At 48.8% G+C, this 16954-nt stretch carries 19 protein-coding genes and 1 pseudogene; 15 read left to right on the top strand and 5 right to left on the bottom strand.

What is annotated here, in order from left to right; all coding sequences use genetic code 11:
- The first annotated feature begins 246 nt into the window (after positions 1-246).
- The 5 genes from CWM47_RS21785 (at position 247) to CWM47_RS38250 (ending at position 3574) form a co-directional block, all read left to right on the top strand.
- A complete protein-coding gene (locus CWM47_RS21785) occupies positions 247-942 on the top strand; it encodes a response regulator (RefSeq protein ID WP_100990305.1) in 696 nt (231 codons plus the stop codon).
- A complete protein-coding gene (locus CWM47_RS21780; RefSeq protein ID WP_100990304.1) occupies positions 939-2300 on the top strand; it encodes a sensor histidine kinase in 1362 nt (453 codons plus the stop codon). The genes CWM47_RS21785 and CWM47_RS21780 overlap by 4 nt, the downstream gene beginning before the upstream one ends.
- 237 nt (positions 2301-2537) lie before the next feature.
- Positions 2538-2927, top strand: coding sequence for a hypothetical protein (locus CWM47_RS21775; RefSeq protein ID WP_100990303.1), 390 nt, complete (start codon positions 2538-2540; stop codon positions 2925-2927).
- A gap of 78 nt (positions 2928-3005) precedes the next feature.
- Positions 3006-3359 carry a tellurite resistance TerB family protein gene (locus CWM47_RS21770; protein WP_100990302.1) on the top strand — a complete coding sequence of 118 codons (354 nt, stop codon included), beginning with the start codon at positions 3006-3008 and terminating at the stop codon, positions 3357-3359.
- 38 nt (positions 3360-3397) lie between these two features.
- Entirely contained in the window at positions 3398-3574 is a 177-nt protein-coding gene (locus CWM47_RS38250; protein ID WP_157816041.1) for a hypothetical protein, read from the top strand.
- A 113-nt stretch (positions 3575-3687) separates the two neighbouring features.
- Here the strand turns inward: CWM47_RS38250 and CWM47_RS21765 are convergent, their stop codons facing one another.
- Together CWM47_RS21765 and CWM47_RS38245 are read right to left on the bottom strand one after the other, a co-directional pair.
- The gene (locus CWM47_RS21765; RefSeq protein ID WP_100990301.1) at positions 3688-5994 is read right to left on the bottom strand and encodes a S41 family peptidase; all 2307 of its coding nucleotides are present in this window, start codon (positions 5992-5994) and stop codon (positions 3688-3690) included.
- Positions 5995-6056: 62 nt separating this feature from the next.
- Positions 6057-6257 carry a hypothetical protein gene (locus CWM47_RS38245; RefSeq protein ID WP_157816040.1) on the bottom strand — a complete coding sequence of 67 codons (201 nt, stop codon included), beginning with the start codon at positions 6255-6257 and terminating at the stop codon, positions 6057-6059.
- Between the two features lie 502 nt (positions 6258-6759).
- On the opposite strand from CWM47_RS38245, the gene CWM47_RS21760 reads away from it, so the two are divergent.
- Together CWM47_RS21760 and CWM47_RS21755 are read left to right on the top strand one after the other, a co-directional pair.
- Positions 6760-8127 (top strand): GAF domain-containing sensor histidine kinase, encoded by a 1368-nt coding sequence (locus tag CWM47_RS21760; protein WP_100990300.1) that lies wholly within the window; start codon positions 6760-6762, stop codon positions 8125-8127.
- A 139-nt stretch (positions 8128-8266) separates the two neighbouring features.
- Positions 8267-8518 (top strand): annotated as a pseudogene (locus CWM47_RS21755) (IS701 family transposase); the annotation flags it as partial.
- A gap of 8 nt (positions 8519-8526) precedes the next feature.
- Here the strand turns inward: CWM47_RS21755 and CWM47_RS21750 are convergent.
- Positions 8527-8784 carry a helix-turn-helix domain-containing protein gene (locus CWM47_RS21750; protein WP_100990298.1) on the bottom strand — a complete coding sequence of 86 codons (258 nt, stop codon included), beginning with the start codon at positions 8782-8784 and terminating at the stop codon, positions 8527-8529.
- Between the two features lie 95 nt (positions 8785-8879).
- Positions 8880-9101 carry a hypothetical protein gene (locus CWM47_RS21745; protein WP_100990297.1) on the bottom strand — a complete coding sequence of 74 codons (222 nt, stop codon included), beginning with the start codon at positions 9099-9101 and terminating at the stop codon, positions 8880-8882.
- Here CWM47_RS21745 and CWM47_RS21740 point away from each other — a divergent pair.
- The 5 genes from CWM47_RS21740 to CWM47_RS21720 all read left to right on the top strand — a co-directional run bounded on the left by CWM47_RS21740 (position 9101) and on the right by CWM47_RS21720 (position 11919).
- Positions 9101-9421, top strand: a complete 321-nt coding sequence (locus CWM47_RS21740) for a hypothetical protein (protein WP_157816039.1) — start codon at positions 9101-9103, stop codon at positions 9419-9421. The two genes, CWM47_RS21745 and CWM47_RS21740, sit on opposite strands and share 1 nt — an antisense overlap.
- 418 nt (positions 9422-9839) lie before the next feature.
- Positions 9840-10568, top strand: a complete 729-nt coding sequence (locus CWM47_RS21735) for a hypothetical protein (protein ID WP_157816038.1) — start codon at positions 9840-9842, stop codon at positions 10566-10568.
- A 154-nt stretch (positions 10569-10722) separates the two neighbouring features.
- Positions 10723-11025, top strand: a complete 303-nt coding sequence (locus CWM47_RS21730; RefSeq protein WP_100990294.1) for a hypothetical protein — start codon at positions 10723-10725, stop codon at positions 11023-11025.
- 75 nt (positions 11026-11100) lie between these two features.
- Entirely contained in the window at positions 11101-11328 is a 228-nt protein-coding gene (locus CWM47_RS21725) for a hypothetical protein (RefSeq protein ID WP_100990293.1), read from the top strand.
- A gap of 249 nt (positions 11329-11577) precedes the next feature.
- Positions 11578-11919: a hypothetical protein gene (locus tag CWM47_RS21720; protein ID WP_100990292.1), complete on the top strand. Its 342-nt coding sequence runs from the start codon at positions 11578-11580 to the stop codon at positions 11917-11919.
- 494 nt (positions 11920-12413) lie between these two features.
- Here CWM47_RS21720 and CWM47_RS21715 read toward each other — a convergent pair whose 3' ends face one another.
- Positions 12414-13400, bottom strand: coding sequence for a hypothetical protein (locus CWM47_RS21715; protein WP_100990291.1), 987 nt, complete (start codon positions 13398-13400; stop codon positions 12414-12416).
- A gap of 380 nt (positions 13401-13780) precedes the next feature.
- On the opposite strand from CWM47_RS21715, the gene CWM47_RS21710 reads away from it, so the two are divergent.
- The 3 genes from CWM47_RS21710 to CWM47_RS21700 all read left to right on the top strand — a co-directional run bounded on the left by CWM47_RS21710 (position 13781) and on the right by CWM47_RS21700 (position 16822).
- The gene (locus tag CWM47_RS21710; RefSeq protein WP_100990290.1) at positions 13781-14605 is read left to right on the top strand and encodes a recombination directionality factor; all 825 of its coding nucleotides are present in this window, start codon (positions 13781-13783) and stop codon (positions 14603-14605) included.
- Positions 14606-14737: 132 nt separating this feature from the next.
- Entirely contained in the window at positions 14738-15526 is a 789-nt protein-coding gene (locus tag CWM47_RS21705; RefSeq protein WP_100990289.1) for a ParA family protein, read from the top strand.
- Positions 15527-15535: 9 nt separating this feature from the next.
- Positions 15536-16822: a hypothetical protein gene (locus CWM47_RS21700; protein ID WP_100990288.1), complete on the top strand. Its 1287-nt coding sequence runs from the start codon at positions 15536-15538 to the stop codon at positions 16820-16822.
- Positions 16823-16954: the final 132 nt, after the last annotated feature.

Genomic DNA, 16954 nt, shown 5'->3' with positions numbered 1-16954 from the left:
AACAGTCTTTAGGTGGCCGTTTGCTGTCGCTGACAATCATTCCGATTATTTTTACGACAAGCGCCGACGAATCCCTAACTGCGAAGTGAAGCCGATTGTTAAGAGAATAATTACTTTCAAACAGGCACTTAAGCCCGCCGTTCGTTTACCTGCCATCAAAAAGCAGCAAAACAGTTAATCTTAGTATCTTTCCAGCTCAATCTGTCGTCTACATAGACCAATAACCATTCATTTCATTCCTGTCGGATGCCTACTCCGTTTACTGCTTATATACTGCTGGTTGAAGATGAGCCTAAAGTGGCCGGCTTCATTAAAAAAGGTCTGCAAACGCAGGACTATGTTGCCGATATAGCCTTAACGGGAGCGGAAGGCAAACGACTCTTTGCCACCAATCCGTACGATTTAGTGATTCTGGATATCAATCTGCCCGATATAAGCGGACTGGAACTGGCCGAGTCCATTCGTCGCCAGGATCGCAAGATTCCTATTTTGATGCTGACTGCGCTGGACACGACCGCCGATAAATTGCTGGGTTTTGAGGCTGGTGCGGATGATTATCTGGCCAAGCCGTTTGATTTTATGGAGCTGCTTGCCCGTTTAAAAGCCTTACTACGCCGGTCGGCATCGGCCGAGGAGACCGATCAAATCCTGCGGGTAGCTGATCTGGAACTTGACCGCCACGAGCGCGTTGCCCGCCGACGGGGCCAGACGATTGACCTGACCGCCCGCGAATATGCCTTACTGGAGTACCTGATGCGACATGCGGGCCGGGTTGTCTCGCGGGTCGATATAGCCGAGCAGGTCTGGGATATTGGCTTTGATACGGGTACCAATGTGATTGATGTGTATATTAGTTACCTGCGCGCTAAAATCGATAAAGATTCGCCTACCAAGCTCATTCACACCCTGATTGGTATGGGCTACGTGCTGAAAGAAAAATGAGCCTTCGGACCCGACTTACCCTTTTATTTACCGCTATCGTCTCCCTCCTGCTGGCTTTGTTCTGCGGGTTGCTTTATGGACTTGCCGAACGATATAGGGGGAATGAATTCCAGAATCGCCTGCAGGCCGAAGCGCAAACGGCGGGGCATTTGCTGGTAGGCAAAGAGCGGATGGGGCCAACCCTCTATAAATTACTCGACAAAAATCAGCTGACCGTTTTACCGCAGGAGGAAATCATTATCTATGACGCCAACAACAAACTAATCTACGAAAGTGGTACGGATTACCTGACCGTTTCGCCCGCTACGTTAGCAGGCATACGGCAGCAGAAACGCCTGTACTGGCGGGAAGCGAACCGGGAGATCGTAGGCATTCTGTTTACAGAAGAGCAGGCGGCATCGGTCATTTTTGCCTCAGCCGTTGATACCTATGGCCATCGCACACTAAAGGACTTCGCCCGGCTGCTGGCCATCGGGTGGTGTGTGATGACGGGGCTCATGCTCCTGGCCGGACGTTTTTTTGCGGGTCGGACGTTACAGCCCATTAACCAGATCAATCAACGCATCGATACCATTACGGCTTCTAACCTGTCGCTGCGTTTATCTGAAGGCGATACAGAAGACGAACTCACCCAACTGGCCCGGCGGTTCAATCGGATGTTGAATCGGCTGGAAGATGCGTTTCGCCTGCAACGATCGTTTGTTTCCCATGCCTCTCATGAATTACGAACACCGCTAACGGCCATTACAGGTCAACTGGAAGTGTCGCTACTGGCCGATGACGACGCCGACGAACTTCGGGAAACGCTCCGTTCTGTTCTTGATGATGTGCGCGGTTTAAACCAGATGACAAATGGGTTACTGGGTCTGGCCAGCGCGAGTATGGACTCTTCAGCGGTGCCGATGCTACCCGTACAGCTAGACTCGCTACTGAGCCAGATACAACTTGATTTTCAGCGACTTCAACCGCAATACAATATTCATCTTCGTATCGACTCGCCCACCAAACCTTATAGAGACTGGCAACTAACGGGTAGCGAATCCCTGCTGCGAACCGCTTTCTTTAACCTGATCGATAATGGCGGCAAATTTTCGCCCGACCATACCGTATCGGTGACACTTTCCGCGCAAAGTAGCTCCATGCTGGTAACCGTTCATAATTCGGGATCAATAATTCCTGCCGACCAGTTAATGGCAATTTTCAGCCCGTTTCAACGGGGCAGCAACGCCAGTGGTTTACCGGGCCACGGGATTGGCCTTGCCCTCACTAAACGCATTGTCGAGTTGCATCAGGGCCAGATTCGAGTTGACTCCTCACCAGAAGTGGGCACGACCTTTACGGTCACCTTACCTCGTTAATTCCCTCAATTCCTTTCTTGCTGTTTCGGATACGCAGCCTCATCGCTCATCGGTAAATGTGCGGTTACCTCTACGCCATTTTGCCTCTGTAAGGACCCAACTGCATTTCTAATGCCGTTCTAATGTGGCTCTAACTCGAGCTTAACGCCGGTGTGTGACCTTTGTAGAGTCAATCAGCGGATAGACTATTAACGTCACATTCCAGACTGGTACAGTACGTAAACAATAAGAAAAGCCATGAAAACATACCTGTTTGTCTTAGCCTTTAGCAGCCTTCTGGTTCTGACGGCCTCAGCCCAGGATAATCGTAAACTGCGGAAAGATCATACCTATTCAACGCACAACTATAAGCACCCCAACAAATCAACCGCTGCCCGGCAGTGGGAAAAACCATCGGGTGTTGTGGTTCAAACACCCGGACTCAGTACGGGGCCTTTGGCCAACTATAAGCATCCGGTTCCGGGTGCCGCATCCATGGGTGGCGTAGTGGTGCCGCATACCCCTGATATGGACGTTGCCGTCCGAAATTACAAAATACAACGGGTTAGTGTTAGCAAACCAACGCCACAAACGGATTCTGTTGTAGCGGATCGAGTGCTTCGTCAATCGGTGAATAGCGGACAATAATCGACAAGACGTCAGGAAGTAGCGTAAGCCGGGATATGACCTGGCTACGCTATTCGCTATATAAATGATATATGCCTTATGTATTCACCCGAGATATCGCTGGGCTTTGGGAGTATCGTTTACGCCCTGTCCAAACTGGATGGCCACGTCCAGAAGGAGGAAACACAGATCGCCCAATTTCTCCTGTCAGAAGGTCCCCACAGCGCATTGGCATTGAGCGGGTACTTTTTGCGGGAAAGCGTTCAGGAATCGGCCGAGGATGCCTATGCCTTTGGCATGCGTCGCCTGATCGACAAGCGGGCCGAACTCACCGAACGTACCAAAAGGCGATTCGTGACAATTTTATTGCGGGTAGCCCGGTCCCATGAGGGTATGTCCCCTGCGGAATTATTGTTCATTCGTACATTCTGGCGGGATATTCAGCCACTCTGAATCTTTATGAGATCAGGCTGTGCTACCCGTTAACTACCGTGTCCATACATAGTATTCAGGAAATTAATGGTCTTCGCATACGAACAATTGGTACGTTCCTGATCCTGCTATTCCTGATAGTTGAGTCTTCATCGGCCCAAACGAGTAAACTGAAACCATGCTTCGAAAAAGCTGAATTTCCCGAGCTGCTTCGCATGGCAGCGGGTAAGGTGTAGTCGGTCCCTAGTAAACTGCCTCGGCACTGCAAAATATCTCGTTCATCAACCGTTGGTTTAGCTATTAGATGGCAACTCTGTCAGCGGGGAGATGACTTAAGTATGGCTGAAGGTCACTTCCCCGTATTCAAATACTGCACCGCCCGCTCCAGTACCTCGTCTTTACCCATCCGAATGCCCTTGATCGTTGGCCGAACGAGAATCCTGGGCTGTAAACCCACCTGCTGCAGTTGACGTCCATCCGCATGGCGAACGTCTTGCCCGCTAAACGTCAGGCTTATAGCACCGGGAATAAAGAAGTTCGTTACATCACCATTAGCTCCGGCAGTGGGGCTACCAATAAATTCCGTACCGTTGGCAGCTTCAAAAAACAGGCCCGTATGCTCAGCCTGGCTCTGGGTACGCTCATCCATGAGCATAACCGTCTTACCGGTATAGACCGACTTGCCGGTGTTAGCGGGTAAACGCTGGTCAAAGAAGTATTTTTGAACCGACCCGGCAGCCTCCCCGTTGGCGAAATCCGGCTCGTTTGGCGAATAACGGGAAAAACGAGCGCCTACAACCTCACGCTTATTGGTCAGTCGGGGGGCAATGGCCCAGGCAGTCCCCTGCGGATAATTTCGCACATCAAAAATAATGGCTTTCGTTTGTTTGAACGCGTCGAACATCCGGTCGACATCCCTGGTTTGCAGTCGGCCCATATCTACATAGCCAATACCCCCAGCCAGTTGTCGGAAGTGAGCTGATGTATCGGGGGGCGTAGTTAATTGGCTGGCTGGCTGACTAGTGAGCAAAACGGTTTTCTCCCGCCCATCGGCACCCAGCAACTTCAGGCGGATGGGCGTACCCACCGGGCTGCGCAACAATCGGTTACGCACGTAATGCAGCCGGGTCCACTCGTTCGATGCCGGTTGAATGGCCGCCATCCGGGCAATTCTGCTAGCTATTTTTTCACCGTTGACTTCGGTAATAATGTCGCCCGTCCGAATGCCTTTGGCGGCAACCGAATCGGCATAGACGCGGGTAATAACAGGCTTATTCTCGACGAACTGAATATCAATGAGCACCCCGCCATCTCCGGCATAATAGCGCAGGGGTGAGGCACTGATAAACCCATGACCGTCCTGAATCGTGCGATAAAAATGAGCAATAGCCAGCGCATATTGGGTTGAATCCGACGCTGCGGCTAACTCCCCGATAGCCGTTCGCAGGTTGGCATCCCAATTTGTAGGCATCAGGTCTTTATAGGCGTGGAAGTAATGGATAACCGACCAGATTTTGGCACCGGCCAGTAATCTGTACCCCAGGGATGGGTATTTGCCGGCTGGATATACCGTTGGCGGGGGCGTTACAGGTAAAGCTGCCGGGGTCGTTGGCGGGGTCGTCATCGGCTGCGTCTTTGCCGTACGTAATTGCCCCAGCACGTAGGCTTCTGCGGCATCAGCGGAACCGCCGGACTGGTTTGTTGCGGCAGGAATTAGCAAAGTGCCCGTTACGCCCAGACTTCCATCGGTATTGACGACCTCACCGGTACGGAAGCGAACGTCGATGGTTTCACTGAAAGGGAATGTCGTTGTTCGGGCCAGTTGTGCATCCGACAGGGGTTCGGTGGCATAAAACTGGACGTGCGGACGGGTGCGCAGGGCAAAAAGCGCTGGTGACAGGATGGCGTTCCTGTTACTCAGGATTGCCAGCGGACGGTTTACTGCGCTCTTCCGGGGCAGTACTATCTGGCCGCTAACTGTATAAAATGCCGACCAGTAGCCTCCACTTCCACCACCACCTTCGGGAACGAATCCACTGTAATTCCGCATTCGGCTACCCGCCGTCGCATACGGTTCAGCCGAAAGAAGCCGCTCCACACCAACGTAACTAAGCCCATACTGAAAATAGTCAATCTGCTCATTCGAAGGCAATTCTTTCCCCCGCAAATCCAGCAGAATGGCTTTGGCTTTGGGGAGCATATCCACAAACGAACTCAGTTTCTCCAGCGGAACATCGTAATCCTCCGCCCCGGCATATCCGTTTGCCTTGAACACCAATACACTGTCTGGCGTCAGGTAGATCTTCATCGAATCCGCAGCCGTGAAGGTTCGGGCGGTAGACTTTTCTTTCTGTGTGACGGTCGTTGCATCGTCGTTCAGTACGGCTAGCAGTTGCCGGATAGCAACAACGGTTTCAGCATCGGTTTTGGCCAGGGCAACGCGTGGGGCAGCTACGGCAAAAGCCGAGTCCCAGTTGATAGGCTTGTATCCCAAGTAAGGATGAAAAAATTTCATGTGGCCGTACAACTCCGAGAGTTTAGCTACTCGCTCTACTTGCGCGGGTGTGTAGGTGATGATCTGAGCCGTGCCTGACAGGGTCAGCAAGACCGCCATTAATAGAAAAAGGATCGGTAAACGTTGATAAAACTGGTGCATAATAATAGGGTTGCTTCTGTCAGGTATTAGCTGGTAATGGGCAGCCGCAGTCCGGATTTGGTTTAACCTATGCCGGGCGCAGATACAAATTCACAGCATCCTGAGCGAATATCGGTAAATGCTGCTGTTTGATGCAACCGGTCTTTATCTATTATGACCTCGCGAAGGCTCAATCGGATATACACACGTAAGTCGGAATCAACCAGTTCTACCGACATGGGCATCCCCTTTGATACCTTCGCCCCCAGTTGATGAAGGCCCAAACGGTCAGATACCAAGTCATTTAGATGGTCGCCATTAACTTACCGGCTAGCCGGAGTTTACTGGCATTGATAGTGACATACCTAATGAATCAAAGTCTATATAGTAGAATAGTTATTGTCTAATCCATATGCCAGTTACAGTCTATTACGATAAGATTTCTCTTGATGTTTATCCTTCAGTAGCCCGACGCTTAAAACTTACTCCAGGTCAGCAGTTGAGCTCAATCCACCAGGCAATCGAAGTGCTTAATCAGAATGCAACACACGAGGCCCTAGTAAAAATGGCCAGGCAACGGTGCCAAAACTAGACCGTATGTGTGAATTTCGTAGGTTTTTTCTGCTTTTCCAGGCTTGCTGATACTATATAAATGGAGAAGCGTATACTAAAAACGACTTAAGATGTATAGGTGATTCTAACAGGATATATTCGGGCGCTAAACGTGCATAAATCTAATTTTGGGCCATCAAAACGCATATCTTTGGTTATCAATCCATCGAATGCATGAGTACTGTAAACGTTGATTTTGCGAAGGACATTGAACGGGTTAACAAGATACCCCTGATCACTACATTACTCGACGTAGTGTGCCAGGTAACTGGAATGGGATTTGCCGCATTGGCCCGTGTCACAGAGGATAGGTGGATTGCCTGTAGTGTCCGCGATGATATTCAATTTGGCTTGATTCCTGGTGGTGAATTAAAAGTTGAAACCACGATTTGTAATGAGATTCGGGATTCGCATCAGGCTATCGTTATTGACCACGTTCGGGAAAGTGATACGTTCTGTAAGCATCCCACTCCGTTGATGTATGGGTTTCAGAGCTACATTTCCTTTCCGATTATTCTGAAAACAGGGGGCTTTTTCGGAACCCTTTGCGCCATCGATCCCAGACCTGCACAGCTCGAAAATCCAAAGATTATTGGAATGTTCCGTTTATTCACGGATTTGATTTCCTTTCATCTGCAACAAATAGAATTGCTTGAGCAAAGTCAGCTGGAAGTAGCTGAAAAGGAGCTTGCCCGACAGCAGGTTGAAAAAAGTGAAAGCCAGTATCGAAATTTATCGGATACGCTGGAGCAACAGGTTCAGGAACGTACCCGCCAACTGCAGGAAACGATCTACGACCTGCAACGCTCAAACGCCAATCTGCAACAGTTCGCCTACATTGCCAGCCATGACTTGCAGGAGCCTTTGCGTAAAATTCAATCCTTCGGGGATTTACTTCAGGCACAACATGCCGTTGAGTTAGGCAAAGGCGCTGATCTTGTAGTACGGATGCAGACAGCAGCCAGACGAATGTCGGGTCTGATTAAAGATTTATTAACCTTCTCCCGAATATCGACCCGACAGGAAGCCACCTCGTCTGTGCCGTTGAATCAGGTCATCAATACCGCCTTGCAAGATTTGGAGATTCCAATTCGGGAAGCTGGTGCTCACATCGAAATTGATCTCCTTCCGGTCGTACATGGCGATTTCGGGCAACTAGGCCAGCTTTTTCAGAATTTACTGAGCAATGCGTTGAAGTTTCGTCAGCAAGATGTGCCGACTCATATCCAGATAAGGGCTCAAATCACACCGGCGACGGCATTGCCTGCATCAGTCAAGCCTGCCCGCAAAGTAGCCATGTACCATCGGATCGAGGTAACCGACAATGGTATCGGTTTTGATAGTAAATACCTGGATCGTGTGTTTCAGGTTTTTCAACGCCTGCACTCCAGGAGCGAGTTTTCTGGTACGGGTATCGGGTTGGCTATCTGTGAGAAAGTCGCCATCAATCATGGAGGGGCCATTACGGCCATCAGCCAGCCTGGGCTAGGCGCAACATTTCAAGTTTATCTGCCAACGATAGATGAGCCCATTAGTTTGTAATACATTACCTTCCAAAAGCAACTTGACAGATCGCTTAGAAAGAGGCCCTTCCTTCTACCCCTGATCAATTTCTTTTTAAATGCCTCTTTTTAGTAACTGATGTTACGCCACCTTCTGGGCGGTTGGTTTAAATTTGAGTATGCAGACTACACTTGATCTCTATACCGACTATCTACTCAGTAGCTTTGGACAAACCACCGCTACCGGACTTTCCCGCTTAACCGACGGGGCAGTTGGCCACGATGCGGTCACGGATTTGCTCAATCGACTTCAAGGCGATAATCGGACCCTATGGCAACATGTCAAACCCCTAATCCGCCAAATTCAGGAACCTGACGGGCTTTTGTTGACCGATGACAGCATCGCTCACAAGCCACATAGTGATGAAAATCTAGCTAGCTAGGGGTTACGCCCTTGGCCTAGTTTTCGATTTAGGCCAACAATGCCTGCTGTTTCCCAGGTGTTTATCCATGTTCCGACCGTATTATGATTGACATCTAGATGAGTGGCAATTTGTTTGATGGTCACACCAGTTTGGTTCAACAAAAGAGCTCGACATTTTTCTCTAAATTCAGGTTTAGGATGATATTTTGCCCCTTCCCGTAAAGTTATTTGTTCTGATTCGTTTAGATCGATATGCTTTTCTTTGCGGCTCATGAACCTAAGGTAGTTAATCTAAGATAAATTTGCTCAATTACTTAACAGGGGAAAAGGCTTATCCGTATGCTGATTGATAGCCTAGTAAAATAGCCTTATGAGGAGTTGAGTCCTATAAAAGCCGTATTTTTAAGTAAGCCAACATACGCCACCGCCCCGGCAACTCTTATACGGTCATGGATACTCAATTTTTTATTCGTAAGTCCCACGCGGGTAGTCCCGCCAATAAACTCCAAAAGGCGATTTTGGATGTCATGCCAGCCTTTTGTAATCAGCGGACCGCCGCTGCGGTTGACCGACGAGCCAAACGTGTTCATTGAACGGCCGCAGCGGCGGTCCGTTCACCAATCGAATCAACTACATCAACTGTCAATTTCCGCGTTGTAGCCCGATGAAAGTGGGGAGTAACCCACTGGGTCAGTATTTACGGCAGGGTGGAGAGCAGGGCAGGGTTAGTGACCAGGAGCAGGGTGCTCGGCAGGGCTGGCGGGTATCAATTTCGGGCCTTGTTGAGTTGGAGCTTATGCCTGTGAAGGGCACCCTGGCATTTGATAAACCCGATCCCTACGTATTCATGGTCCTCAGGACGGCGACGGACACGGATCAAACGGCGCAGCAGATGTCAGTTTTTTCTTGACGTATAACCCTATCCGTTCGCGTTTATGATTACCAGTTGAATTTTGCACTTTCTCCAAGCCAGTGCTTATGCCCATTCGTATGACAGCCGCGAAAATAGCTGCTTTGGGCAGGGCACTAACTGATTGTTGACAAACCCGGTAAACCGTTTATGCTCCTCATATATAACCCCAAACACGTATGATGGCTGGACTATTTGACCCTCATCTACCGACTCGTGTCCTCTTTGTAGGGGGGGTCAGGACTCCGTAGCGTTACTGATGTTATGCCAGCATGATATAGGTTTTCGGGAAACGTTTTTGGGTAAATCTAATTTCTGTGCTTTAATGACTGACACCGGCAATGAATATCAGGAAACAGAAGAATACGTTTCGTGACTAAAACAATGGTGTCCAACGGTCGGGATTGATTTTACGTTCGTGACGCCGGACATGGGCTTTCACGGGGCAACCTGGCAGAGCCTTACGGATCAGATGGAGCGCAATAACAACATTATGGGCGTAACCTTTGCTAAATCCTGCACCGATAATCTGAAGATTAAAGTCAGCTATCGATTTCTGGCGCAGTGGCTACGAGATCATTACGGATACCATGGCAATGACCCTTCCGTTTTTTACCAGTACCGCCATTACTTTGGTAAACTGGTCAGCTGGATCGGTTTTGCCGCCGGTGAGGAAAGCCGGGTCGCTAATCCAGGCCCCAAAACGTCAGCCGAGCCGGATGAATACGTTCTGTTTCAAGATGGCGACACCGGTCCCGCCTATATCCCCAAATGGCGGAAACTGTGCGTTGAGCATCGCTATCCGCTCCTGGAACTGGGCCACGACCGGGCCGCCTGCCAACGCATCATTGCCGGGTATGGATATCCGGTTCCATACCCAAGTAATTGTATGTTCTGTCCCTTTCAGAACGAAGTCGAGATCGTTTATTTGTACAGAACCCACCCGGATCGCTGGCAACAGTGGGTAGAGCGCGAAGCAGCTAAGCTGGCTAAATTCGCTCAGTCCAAAGTAAACCATGGCGTAAAAGGGAAACTCGCTCTACCACAGTATCTGAGGAAGGCACTGGAGAAATATGGTCACTGGAGTATCGAACAGTTGCGAGAATACCGATTTTCTCACGGTCATTGTGTTGTCTCTAAGTATTGACTAACCCGATGGAGACTTGGCTACCTCACTTCACGAATTCAGGCAATACTAAAACAGGGGAATAAAACTTGACTATAAGCCGCAGCTACCCCCTATTGTAATCAACTGCTCCCACCATATATCGTATTTTTAGGAAGGTAAACACCTGATCGTTATGAGCAAAATACCGTTTGAAGGCTTAAACTTTGGTAGTTATAAACAGCCCCTTCAAGTGCGAGAAAAGTACCGTCTATTAATTCATCACCGGATTAACACCAATGCCGAGCGGGTTAAGGCGAATGAGCCGATTTACAAAAAGTTACTATCGGATAATAAGGTGTCGAGGAAGTTTGCCCGTGAGTTTATTCAAATTCAGCTCTGGTTTTTTAAAAATAATACGGCTTTTTTCACCCGCTGGCGTAAGAATAGAAAAAAGCTGGTACCACCTAAAAACTTACCTGCTCACTTATTCAGGTAATACCTACTGACGGGTAGTGCCTAAAAGAAAGTTATAAACCAGTGCCGATTCAGTACTAAACCCTTACGCCCTGTTATGAAGACGAAGTCCCTGACCCAGCAAGCCGTTTACCAGTTCCTGAATGAACTGTATCAAATTGACCAAACCTTATCGGGCAATTACAATCCTAACCAGGATGAGGACGTAAACTTAACGGGCCTGGGAGAACTGGTACTGGATAAGTTTACTATTGAGGTGAATGATCCGCAAGAAAATGACGTCTTTGAGCGGTCCGCCGCCGCGGTGGGTTTATCTGTGGAGTAACAGTAAAGGGTTTCTAGGATAGGTATTCAGTTGATGACCGTTTGAAGCCGGTCATGCTTGCTTCACTTCACCTACTCAAAGGACAAAGGGCATGACTAATCATCCGTGGTGATAGTCGGTAAGAAGGCTACGCCTATTATAACAGGGGAAAGGGGACATTGCGCAGGTAATAACGAGTTTCCCTTAACCCCCAGGCAACGGCCTGTTCTGAAGATCTTTAGGGTATAGAAAATCAGCCACAACTCCGCTATGCAGCCTGTTCTTACCCCCGCTCTTCAAAAACAAAACGGCATCCGTGCTCAAATCTATCGTCATTATGGACCCAATGAGCGCCATTTGCTGGGTCACGTCGATAGCGTCGTCATTGTCGGTGAAGGCATCACCGGGAATGCATTTGTCTCGGAGCGATGCCCCGCCGTTTACCTTGAACCAAGTGCGTTAGGCGATGAATACGCCCCCCATCTACGGCCAGTTGGTCATGAGAAAAAACACCTTATGGCTAGTGGGGACTGGGTTTACAGCGATCAACCCGATTTTGCTGCGCATTTCAAGGGATTTCTGAAGCTCCATAACCGCTACGAAGGACGTTAAAGGCTACACAGCCTCGTTTCAAGTAAAGTAAGTTTAGCGCTCATCACCGGCCACATCAGGCAAAGCCTTTAGCCCAATGACCAGCGCCAAACCTACTACTTCACCTAGTATCGTTTTACAGCACTTATCCACTTAATCCGGCTAAAAAGCCGGGGTATAACGGGGGAAGGAACTGATATAAATTACTCCTTTATAGCCTTCATTGATCGATTTTCATCCTAGTCAGAACGTATCTTCCGACTATCAAAAAAGAAGGAATTATGCTTACCTCCACTGTTTTTCGACCCCCAATCATCTCCGGAAAATTACGTCCGGTAGCCCCTGAATCACCGTTACTGACCAATTCTCACTTCTGGAACTGCACTTGTCCAGAGCGGTTTGTTCATTCAAAGCTAGCTTCCTTCTGCCTGGTTTGTGGCTGCTGTCAGCACGAACAGCCCGATAGCCTGGTAAGCGAGGTAACTACTTATGACTTAGTACCAGTAAAATGATAACTAACTTATTGGCTCGGCGTAGACCCGTTTTGTCGCGGGCGACAACCAGTACAGTTTTTTTGCATCAGCAGGACTTACCCCCACCCATTCATGCTTACCAGCGGGATCATACTTAATTGACTTTATCTTCCGAAGACCAAATAATGATTGATGTACGTCATGTTCCTGTACATAGTACATATCTGCTCCCCACAACTTAAACGAGTTATGGGCAAAGTCGGCGTTCAATACGATATTATGACCACTTACCTGACTTTCGACACTGGGATAGATTAACCCGTTTATGGGCGCGACTTTATTGACTCGAAAGTCATTGAAGAGGATGTTTGACAGCGTACTGGTAAATCGATAAACTTCATTGCTACCTTTTTCGGCAAACACCTGCCCGATATAAGCATCCACGTCGCGAACTTCCTGATCGGTAGATGGAGAAAAATAAGGCTCGTGGTTAATCAGCAGGTCATACAAGTCCTTGTCCTCGTCCGAATTCACATCTAGTGAGCGTCTAATATGTTCAGCCCCCAGTATGATTGTTTCTACCTCAATCGGTTGAGAGGGTCGATTATTGGCCGTCAGGGTAGCCAACTTATGAGCCCAGCTCGAAATCACAACGTAATGGCCTTTCTTTGCCTGAACCTCAAAAATGGGTACACCCATTTCCGAAGCCCCATAAAACATCGACTCGTTATCCAGGTTGCAGCGGCTCCGAGGAAACGTATAATCCCGGTCGGAGGGAGGAGCCGGACAGTGCATTCGGTCGATGAGTGGGCTGCCGTCAGAGTCACTAAACCAATTTTCGTTGATATGTTTAGTGGCCCGATGGAGTAGGGGATGTTGAAAAATGTAGGGGGCGTAGGCAAATTTAAGTTTTGAATCTGAAAACAACTCATAAAATACCCGACGAATTTCGTAGTCATCCGTGCATGGATGGCCTATTCGGTTCCGTAGCCGGCGGAGGGTTTCGGCTGGTGTATACAATCTACTCATGTACGTTATCTTTCGTGTTGGATCGGCGTTTCCGACCCGCTACCTAAAGAACAAATCCGAAGGCAATTTCATCCTATGCTGAACGAACGTTAGACGTGTGAAATTTTCGTAGCAAGTCCCCAACATACATCGGTTAATTGACCTCGGTGGCGGACGTACCTTAAACGTGTTAACTACCCGCAGTAGCGGACAATTATGCTCTTTATGGATCATTATGATCGTATATAGCAACGAAGCTTACATAATGAAAATCAGCACATTAAATCAAAAATTGAAGAGAAATTTCTTAATTTTATGTTGCAATGACCGAAAAAAAAACACATATTGCTTTATATTTAAGCCATAATGAAATGGTTTATCCTGTTTACCTTCATTGAACTATGCGGATTATATCGACAATGCAACCCGTGTCTACTGGCGGCATTCCGCAGGAAGCTATTCCTGAAATAGGACGAATTGGCTTAGGAAAACTTGCGCAGACAGAGGGTGGGAAAGTATACCCAACTGCCACGGATTACTTTGTGCCCCGTGGCCGGGCTCAGGATTTATTCACGCAACTGTACGGACCGGAGCCCCGCCAGTTACCAATTTGTTTTTACAACGATGCGGAGGAAGCCAGTTGTAATGTACGGCTAGAAATCAGAGACCGGAAAGGTGATTTATACGCCTTTTCGGACGGCCAAACGTTTTATTTCCGACCTAAAGACGGAAGTCCGGGCTATACCAAACTGGTCACGTTGCAACAGGTTCCGGATATTGCCTTAGGGATTGAAGCGCATCTACAGAAAGGACTTGCGCCCGATAAGGCCAAGTACATCGTTTGGAAGCCGACCTTATCCCTGCGTTTTATGATTCGGGACTTTCCCCTGGTAGGGTATTGGCAGATCATGACGCATGGCGCTCAATCCACCATTCCCCAGGTCACTAACATGGTAGACACCTGGAAGCAATTGCTGGGAAGTTTGTGTATGGTACCCTTTGTCCTCAGCATTAAACGTGGTAAATCAAGCGATAAGGCCAAACAGTTCACCTACCTGAACTTACTGCCCGACTTTTCCCTTGATCATGCCCGGCAATTTGCCCAGAACCGGCCCAAGGAACCGGCAACTTTACCACACGCGAGTTTACTTAATCCACCTCCGATAGGACAGCCTGACCATGTATATGAACCAACTGTCGTGTCTTTACCGGCTGGAAATGTATAAAATTTTGGTCCGATACGCCCGGTTGTACCGGCCGGTAGAAGCGGCCGATTGAAACAAGTTGGTCCATTTTCGCTGAATGTAGATATTCCTTAGTTTTTTTGTTGACGCATTTCTTCCCCGTTACTTATTACCATGTCAAAACCAATTATTCTCGCCGTATTCAACAACAAAGGCGGCACGGGCAAAACAACGATAACCTTTAACCTGGCGGCCGGTATCAACCGGCGCGGTCACTCAGTGCTGATGGTAGATTTGGATCCTCAGCATAACCTGACCATGGCCGTGGGCTTGCCGGCTAAATCCAAGCATGTCGGTGATTTGCTGACGGGGGATGCGCAGTGGGAAGACGTAATCGAGATGACTAAGACAAATGGGCATCCCTTTGGCTTTCTGCCCGCTAGCCTGGATCTGCAGCGTTCGGACGCCATTTTAAGTAACGACGCGGAATTTTTCGCCCTACGGAATTTGATCGAAGAAGAGGTCGAAAAAGCACCGGACACATTTTATGACTTCGTCGTGATTGATTGCCCGCCTAACCTAGGTATCCTTACCCGGAATGCCTTATGTGCTGCCCACTACTACATTGTTCCGTTGCAGGGTGAAAATTTTGCCTTCCAGGGACTGGCCCAGATTATCAAGCAGGCGACCCGCATCAAGAAAGATTTTAACCGATCGCTTGAACTAGCAGGCATTCTAAAGAATCGGTTTGGGGAACGTACGAAGTTTGGTTCTGAAATCAAGAAAGCCTTGGTTGACAGTAAATTGCCCGTCTTTACCGCCGCCATCCGGCAGAGCATTGGCCTGATGGAAAGCGCAGCCGATCATAAATCCATATTTGAGTATGATCCGGGCAGTAACGGAGCTGAGGATTTTAATCAGTTAGTGGATGAGCTACTAGCCGTTCTTACTACCGCCAAATAAGTGTCAATTATGGCTAAGAAAACAAAAGATTTTTCGCAACAGGTAGGCGGTGTCCTCAGCAGCGCGTTAACGCCAGAACCGGAGCCGGAAGTGGTGGTCAACGATGTACCAGCGCCGACGCGCCGGTTTGGTTCCAGCTCAGTCAAAACCCTCTCAACTTTGTCAGCGGCCGAAGCCGACCGATTGGTTACGCTAGAGGCAACGATTGATAAGGGCATGAATACCTTTCTGGAAGTCGGCCGGGCGTTGATTGAAATTCAGGAAAATAAACTGTACCGGGCTACTCACCTGACCATCGAACAGTATATGCTGGAACGGTTCAGTCTCAACCGAAATCGAGGCTATCAACTTATCGAAGCGGCTAAAGTTGTTAATCAGATTGCGGAAGAAATCAAATCTGATCCGGTTAGAGCAACAGATAATTCGTCGGATGAAGGCTATCAGGCCGTTCCTACCGGGAAGGTACGTCGAACAAAGCCATCACCCTCAACGGCGAAACAACCCGAGGACGTTGACTACACAGAAGAGTCCCGTGATGACACAAATTCTGCCGAACCAGTAGACGCGGAAACGGCTGCGCAATCTACGGGTTCTACAAGCTACGTATGGTCAGCACCCGAAGAGGATGAAGCAACGGGTCAACCAGGAGAAGGTGAACAACCTAACGGGAAAAACACGCCCATTCCCTTGCCTAACACCGAATCTCACGCGGCTGCCCTGGCTCAGCTGCCGGAAGATCAACGAACCAATATTTGGAAGAAGACCGTAGCCCAGAGCCAGCAAGACGGCAAGCCGATTACGGCCAGCAGCATTAAAAAAACTGCCGAGAAAGGAGGGGTTTCACTCAACAAAAAGGCCCCTAAGGACCGGGCACCAGCTAAAAATGCGTTTGGCAAAAATCCTGATGCCAACGACGATTTTTCCGATGCTGCCCTGGAGCATACGCGTCAGGCGATGAACAATGCAACGGGGTTAGCCCAGGAAACCAAAACGGCAACGGGCAGCGATCTAGGAGAGGAATCATCAGTAGATCTAGGCGATGAGGAAACGGGTGAGACGGCTATGGATGTCGCACCAGCGGGTTCGCGCCAGGCACTCAGTGAGGCGTTGAGTGAAAAGATCTTTCAGGCCTTACCTGGTGAGATTATGATTAACCTACGGGGTTCTTTTCTAATTCGTGAAGGTCTTTCCCAAAGCTGGCAAACGCTCCGGGGTGATGATCGTGCGATTGATGAGCAGTATTCCGACACTATGACGATCCAGGAATTCTGGGACTTAATCGGGGCGAAAAGGTAGTAAGTCGGAACATACCGATTATCCTGGCAGACATCTTACGGTGTCTGCTATTTTTATGTCTATTAGTGAATCAGAAAAGTACCAGCTACAAAAATTACGCGGGGAAGGGTTAAGAAACACCTCACCAGATTC

This window comes from Spirosoma pollinicola (assembly GCF_002831565.1).
Classification (GTDB): Bacteria; Bacteroidota; Bacteroidia; order Cytophagales; family Spirosomataceae; genus Spirosoma; species Spirosoma pollinicola.
The sequence above is the reverse complement of the archived record's forward strand: the minus strand, read 5'-3'. Positions and strand labels throughout refer to the sequence as shown.

Bases quoted from the DNA above. Each gene is read 5' to 3' on its own strand.
- CWM47_RS21760 (WP_100990300.1), top strand. From the start codon at position 6,760: ATGAGTACTGTAAACGTTGATTTTGCGAAGGACATTGAACGGGTTAAC.
- CWM47_RS21765 (WP_100990301.1), bottom strand. From the start codon at position 5,994: ATGCACCAGTTTTATCAACGTTTACCGATCCTTTTTCTATTAATGGCG.
- CWM47_RS21745 (WP_100990297.1), bottom strand. From the start codon at position 9,101: ATGAACACGTTTGGCTCGTCGGTCAACCGCAGCGGCGGTCCGCTGATT.
- CWM47_RS21705 (WP_100990289.1), top strand. From the start codon at position 14,738: ATGTCAAAACCAATTATTCTCGCCGTATTCAACAACAAAGGCGGCACG.
- CWM47_RS21775 (WP_100990303.1), top strand. From the start codon at position 2,538: ATGAAAACATACCTGTTTGTCTTAGCCTTTAGCAGCCTTCTGGTTCTG.
- CWM47_RS21700 (WP_100990288.1), top strand. From the start codon at position 15,536: ATGGCTAAGAAAACAAAAGATTTTTCGCAACAGGTAGGCGGTGTCCTC.
- CWM47_RS21785 (WP_100990305.1), top strand. From the start codon at position 247: ATGCCTACTCCGTTTACTGCTTATATACTGCTGGTTGAAGATGAGCCT.
- CWM47_RS21780 (WP_100990304.1), top strand. From the start codon at position 939: ATGAGCCTTCGGACCCGACTTACCCTTTTATTTACCGCTATCGTCTCC.
- CWM47_RS21725 (WP_100990293.1), top strand. From the start codon at position 11,101: ATGAAGACGAAGTCCCTGACCCAGCAAGCCGTTTACCAGTTCCTGAAT.
- CWM47_RS21710 (WP_100990290.1), top strand. From the start codon at position 13,781: ATGCGGATTATATCGACAATGCAACCCGTGTCTACTGGCGGCATTCCG.
- CWM47_RS21715 (WP_100990291.1), bottom strand. From the start codon at position 13,400: ATGAGTAGATTGTATACACCAGCCGAAACCCTCCGCCGGCTACGGAAC.
- CWM47_RS21770 (WP_100990302.1), top strand. From the start codon at position 3,006: ATGTATTCACCCGAGATATCGCTGGGCTTTGGGAGTATCGTTTACGCC.
- CWM47_RS21730 (WP_100990294.1), top strand. From the start codon at position 10,723: ATGAGCAAAATACCGTTTGAAGGCTTAAACTTTGGTAGTTATAAACAG.
- CWM47_RS21750 (WP_100990298.1), bottom strand. From the start codon at position 8,784: ATGAGCCGCAAAGAAAAGCATATCGATCTAAACGAATCAGAACAAATA.
- CWM47_RS21720 (WP_100990292.1), top strand. From the start codon at position 11,578: ATGCAGCCTGTTCTTACCCCCGCTCTTCAAAAACAAAACGGCATCCGT.